Consider the following 5,054-nt stretch of genomic DNA (forward strand, 5'->3'; position numbering starts at 1 on the left):
TCGGGCGGCCCTCATGGCTGCGGGAGGCGTGGTCGGCGGAGCCCGACGCGGCGCTCGCCGAGGCGCTCCGGGCGGCGGAGGCCGACGGGTCGACCGTCGTCGCGGTCGCGTGGGACGGCGCCGTGCGCGGCGTCCTCGCGGTCGCCGACACCGTGAAGCCGACGAGCGCCGAGGCGGTCCGCCGCCTCCGGTCGCTCGGCCTCCGTCCCGTGCTCCTCACGGGCGACACCGCGGGGTCCGCCCGTCGCGTCGCCGACGAGGTGGGGATCGAGGAGGTCATCGCGGGGGTCCTCCCCGAGGGGAAGCTCGAGGCGGTGCGCCGGCTGCAGGCCGAGGGCCGCGTCGTCGCGATGGTCGGCGACGGCGTCAACGACGCCGCCGCGCTCGCGCAGGCCGACCTCGGCATCGCGATGGGCACGGGCACGGATGCCGCGATCGAGGCCGGCGACATCACGATCGTCCGCGGCGACCTCGTGCTCGTGGCCGACGCCGTGCGCCTCGCCCGCCGGACGCTCGGCACCATCCGCGGCAACCTGTTCTGGGCCTTCGCCTACAACGCCGCCGCGATCCCCGTCGCGATGGCGGGCCTCCTGAACCCGCTCGTCGCGGGGCTCGCCATGGCGCTCTCCTCGGTGTTCGTCGTCACGAACAGCCTGCGCCTGCGGTCCTTCCGCTAGCCGCCGGGCGCCCGCCCGTCACGCACGGGCGGGCGTCATGCCGCGGATGCGAGACTGGGGGCATGACCCTGCTGCCGGAGGCCACCTCCACCGCTCTGCCCTTCCGCGTCGCCGACCTCTCGCTCGCCGAGTCCGGCCGCCACCAGATCCGCCTCGCCGAGAACGAGATGCCCGGCCTCATGGCGCTCCGCGAGGAGTTCGGCGCGTCGCAGCCGCTCGCGGGCGCGCGGATCGCCGGATCCATCCACATGACCGTGCAGACGGCCGTGCTCATCGAGACCCTCACCGCGCTCGGCGCGCAGGTCCGCTGGGCCAGCTGCAACATCTTCTCCACGCAGGACGAGGCCGCCGCGGCGGTCGCCGTCGGCGCGGGCACCCCGGAGGCGCCCGCGGGCGTGCCGGTCTTCGCCTGGAAGGGCGAGACGCTCGAGGAGTACTGGTGGTGCACCGAGCAGATCTTCGACTGGTCGGGCGAGGCGCTGGCCGCCGGCGCCGACTGGACGGGCCCGAACATGATCCTCGACGACGGCGGCGACGCCTCGCTCCTCGTGCACAAGGGCCGCGAGTACGAGCTCGCGCAGGCCGTGCCGGAGACCCCCGAGGACGCGAGCCACGAGTACCGCGTCGTCCTCGACACGCTCCGCCGCAGCCTGCAGGCGTCCGGCGACCGCTGGACCCGCCGCGCCGCCGACATCCAGGGCGTCACCGAGGAGACCACCACGGGCGTCCACCGCCTGTACGAGCTGGCGCGCGACGGGGAGCTGCTGTTCCCGGCCATCAACGTCAACGACTCCGTCACGAAGAGCAAGTTCGACAACAAGTACGGCATCCGCCACTCGCTGCCCGACGGCCTGAACCGCGCCACCGACACGCTCATCGGCGGCAAGGTCGCGTTCGTCGTGGGCTACGGCGACGTCGGCAAGGGCGCCGCCGAGGCGCTGCGCGGCCAGGGTGCCCGCGTCATCGTCTCCGAGGTCGACCCCATCTGCGCGCTCCAGGCGGCGATGGACGGCTACCAGGTCGCGCGGCTGTCCTCGGTCATCGAGACCGTCGACATCCTCGTCACCGGCACGGGGAACGTCGACGTCGTCCGCGTGGACGACATCCAGCGCATGAAGCACCAGGCGATCATCGCGAACGTCGGCCACTTCGACAACGAGATCGACATGGCCGGCCTCGAGCGCCTCCCGGGCGTGGAGAAGGTCGAGATCAAGCCGCAGGTGCACGAGTGGCGCCTGCCCTCCGGCCGCAGCGTGCTCGTGCTCTCCGAGGGCCGCCTGATGAACCTGGGCAACGCCACGGGGCACCCCTCGTTCGTGATGAGCAACTCGTTCACGAACCAGGTGCTCGCGCAGATCGAGCTCTACGTCCGCAACGACCAGTACCCGATCGGCGTGTACGTGCTGCCGAAGCACCTCGACGAGAAGGTGGCGCGCCTGCACCTCGACGCGCTCGGCGTGGAGCTCACCGAGCTCCGACCGGAGCAGGCCGCCTACATCGGCGTGCCCGTCGAGGGCCCGTACAAGGTGGACCACTACCGGTACTGACCGACCGCCTGGCCGACCGCCTGACCGCAAACGCCGTCCGACCCGCAACGCGGGGCGGGCGGCGTCGGCGGGCATGCCCCGATCCTAGGGACCGGGCCTCCCGGGCCGACCCGTCGGACGGGCCGCCCGCGTGGCTAGGCTGAGGCGACCGGGGCATGCGCGCCCGGGCGGCCCGAGCCGTCCCCGCCGGTCGAGGAGGTCCCGCCTTGAGCGAATCGCACGGCAGCAAGGCCATCTTCGCCGCCCTGGCCGCCAACGTCGGCATCGCGATCACGAAGTTCATCGCCGCGTTCTTCTCCGGCTCCTCGTCGATGCTCGCGGAGGGCGTGCACTCGCTCGCGGACTCGGGCAACCAGATCCTGCTGCTCATCGGCGGGAAGCGCGCCCAGCGGCTCGCCGACGAGGAGCATCCCTTCGGCTACGGGCGCGTGCGCTACGTCTACGCGTTCATCGTGTCGATCATCCTGTTCTCCGTCGGCGGCGTGTACTCGCTCTACGAGGGCATCCACAAGATCGAGCACCCCGAGCCGCTCGACGTGCCGTGGCTCCCGATCGTGGTGCTCCTGATCGCCATCGCCCTCGAGTCCTTCTCGCTCCGCACGGCCATCAAGGAATCGAACCCGCTGCGCGGGAAGCAGACGTGGGTGCAGTTCGTGCGCCGGGCGAAGAGCCCGGAGCTGCCCGTGCTGCTGCTGGAGGACACCGCGGCGCTCTCCGGGCTGGTGTTCGCGCTCCTCGGCGTCGTCGCCTCCATCGTCACGGGCGACGGCATCTACGACGGGATCGGCACCCTGCTCATCGGCGTCCTCCTCGTCGCGGTCGCGGTGGTGCTCGGCGTGGAGATGAGCAGCCTGCTCGTGGGCGAGGGCGCCTCGAAGCCGGACCTCGCGGCCATCCGCGCCGCCATCACGGCCGGCCACGAGGCCGAGTCGATCATCCACATGAAGACCCTGTACCTCGGCCCGGACGAGCTCCTGGTCGCGGCGAAGATCGCGATGCCGGCCACGAGCTCGCTCGGCGACGTCGCGGCGGGCATCGATGCGATCGAGCGCCGGGTGCGCGAGGCCGTGCCGGTCGCGCGCGTCATCTACCTCGAGCCCGACGTGCGGGTCGCCACGAGCTGATCCGGCGGGCGGGACGCCGGGCGCCGTCCCGGGGTCCCGCCTCAGGCGCCGGGGTCCGCGCGCCGGTCGGCGAAGAACGCGTCGAGCAGCTGCGCGCACTCCTCGGCCCGGACGCCCGCGAACACCTCCGCGCGATGCGGCAGGCGGCGGTCGCGCAGCACGTCGTAGAGCGAGCCGCCGGCACCGGCCTTCTCGTCCCAGGCGCCGAAGACCACGCGGGGAACGCGCGCCGCGAGGATCGCGCCGGCGCACATCACGCACGGCTCGAGCGTGACCACGAGGGTGGTGCCCACCAGGTGCCGGTCGCCGGTGGTCGCCGCGGCCTCCCGCAGCGCCTCGACCTCGGCGTGCGCGGTGGGGTCCTGGCGGGCCTCCCGGAGGTTGCGGCCGCGGCCGATCACGACGCCCGACGCGTCGACGACGACGGCCCCGACGGGCACGTCCCCGGTGGCCTCGCAGGCCCGGGCCTCGTCGAGCGCCACGGCCATCCAGCGGTCGTAGTCGCCCGGCACGTGGAGGTCCAATCGCCGTCCCCCTTGCTGATTAGATGGAGCCTATGCGAGTCCACGTAGCCGACCACCCGCTCATCACGCACAAGCTGACGGCGCTGCGGGACCGCACCACCCCCTCCCCCGTGTTCCGCAGCCTCGCCGACGAGCTCGTCACGCTGCTGGCCTACGAGGCGACGCGCGACGTCCGCGTGGAGACCATCACCGTGCAGACCCCGGTGGCGCCCGCGCAGGGCCTCACGCTGAGTGACCCGAAGCCGCTCGTCGTCCCCATCCTCCGCGCCGGTCTCGGCATGCTCGACGGCCTGATGCGCCTCATGCCGAGCGCGGAGGTCGGGTTCCTCGGCATGGTGCGCAACGAGGAGACCCTGCAGCCCGACATCTACGCCGAGCGCCTCCCGACCGACCTCTCGAACCGCCAGTGCTTCGTGGTCGACCCGATGCTCGCCACGGGCGGGTCGCTCATCGCCGCCATCGAGTACCTCTTCGAGCGCGGCGCGGTCGACGTCACGTGCATCTGCCTCATCGCAGCGCCCGAGGGCCTGAAGGCCGTCGAGGAGGCCACCGCCGGCCGCGAGGTCACGATCGTGCTCGGCGCGCTCGACGAGCGGCTCGACGAGGTGGGCTACATCATCCCGGGGCTCGGCGACGCAGGCGACCGCCTCTACGGCACCGCCGCGCACTGACCCGGCCCGCGCTTCCGCGCACGCTGTCCGGCGACGCACGGATCCTGCGCGTCCCGCACGATTCCAGCGTTCCCTGTTGACACGGACGCGCACATCCGTGCAAGCTCTCCCCATGACTCTGAACGCGCACGTCCTGACCTCCTCCGAGGCCTCGGGAGTCGCCGGCATGATGATGCCCGGCCGTGTCGCGATGTCCTGTCGAATGTCGGCCTAACCCGCTGCCTTCGCCCGAGCGGTCCCGCGACGCATCCGTCGCCGACCCTCCTCGCCGTCACCGGCGCATCCGCCCCCTGAGGCGTCTCGCACTCCCCTGAGGTCCCGCGCACTCCTGCTGCGCCGCACCCGCATCATCACAAGGACTCCCGCCATGTCCCTCGCGACCATCGACTCCGCCCGCACCGCCCTCCGATCCGCTCCCGCCGCCCCCGTGCTCCGCCCGGCGGCTCCCCTCGCCCCGGCCGTCCGCCGGAGCCACCCCGCGGCGCTCCCGACGCCGGCCGCGACGCCGGCT

5 protein-coding genes are annotated in these 5,054 nt (G+C 73.0%); 4 read left to right on the forward strand and 1 reads right to left on the reverse strand.

The annotated features are described in order from the left end of the window. The 3 genes from Q6969_RS12805 to Q6969_RS12815 form a co-directional block, all read left to right on the forward strand. Positions 1-677 (forward strand): HAD-IC family P-type ATPase (locus Q6969_RS12805; protein ID WP_317230777.1); only part of this gene is annotated, 677 nt, incomplete at its 5' end. 62 nt (positions 678-739) lie between these two features. Continuing rightward, positions 740-2,224, forward strand: coding sequence for an adenosylhomocysteinase (gene ahcY / locus Q6969_RS12810; protein ID WP_317230778.1), 1,485 nt, complete (start codon positions 740-742; stop codon positions 2,222-2,224). Between the two features lie 206 nt (positions 2,225-2,430). Next, positions 2,431-3,348 (forward strand): cation diffusion facilitator family transporter, encoded by a 918-nt coding sequence (locus tag Q6969_RS12815; RefSeq protein WP_317230779.1) that lies wholly within the window; start codon positions 2,431-2,433, stop codon positions 3,346-3,348. A 41-nt stretch (positions 3,349-3,389) separates the two neighbouring features. Here Q6969_RS12815 and tadA read toward each other — a convergent pair whose 3' ends face one another. After that, a complete protein-coding gene (gene tadA, locus Q6969_RS12820; protein WP_317230781.1) occupies positions 3,390-3,836 on the reverse strand; it encodes a tRNA adenosine(34) deaminase TadA in 447 nt (148 codons plus the stop codon). A 68-nt stretch (positions 3,837-3,904) separates the two neighbouring features. On the opposite strand from tadA, the gene upp reads away from it, so the two are divergent. Further along, positions 3,905-4,543: a uracil phosphoribosyltransferase gene (gene upp, locus Q6969_RS12825; protein ID WP_317230780.1), complete on the forward strand. Its 639-nt coding sequence runs from the start codon at positions 3,905-3,907 to the stop codon at positions 4,541-4,543. The last annotated feature ends 511 nt before the right edge of the window (positions 4,544-5,054 follow it).

The organism is Clavibacter sp. MX14-G9D (assembly GCF_032917815.1).
Classification (GTDB): domain Bacteria; phylum Actinomycetota; class Actinomycetes; order Actinomycetales; family Microbacteriaceae; genus Clavibacter; species Clavibacter michiganensis_K.